This window comes from Wenzhouxiangella limi, from assembly GCF_010499265.1.
In the GTDB taxonomy this organism is placed as follows: Bacteria; Pseudomonadota; Gammaproteobacteria; order Xanthomonadales; family Wenzhouxiangellaceae; genus Wenzhouxiangella; species Wenzhouxiangella limi.
In genome coordinates, this window is record NZ_JAAGSC010000013.1 from 1 (window position 1) to 362 (window position 362).

1 protein-coding gene is annotated in these 362 nt (G+C 64.9%); it reads left to right on the top strand.

Features of this window, described 5'->3' with window-relative positions; genetic code table 11:
- Positions 1–362, top strand: a 362-nt coding sequence (locus tag G3I74_RS00100; protein ID WP_164208705.1) for an ammonia-forming cytochrome c nitrite reductase subunit c552, incomplete at both ends; no start/stop codon positions are given.

Sequence of the window (362 nt, forward strand, 5' to 3'; positions counted from 1 at the left end):
CTGCAGTGCACCGACTGCCACATGCCCAAGGCCACCGACAGCGACGGCGAGGAATACACCGAGCACCACTGGACCAGCCCGCTGACGCACGTCGAGAGCACCTGCGTGGATTGCCACAGCAACTGGGGTGCCGACGGCGTGGTCGCGCGCGCTGAAGGGGTGCAGGGACGCGTCTACGAAAAGCAGAACCGGATCGGTCGCGAGCTGGCCGAGTTCATCGAGGCCGTGGCCGAAGCCCGCTCCGGCGAAACCATGGACGAGGTCACCCTGACCCGGCTCCAGCAGATTCACCGCGAGGCGCAGTTCTACTGGGACTTCATCTGGGTCGAAAACAGCAACGGCTTCCACAACTGGGATGAGGC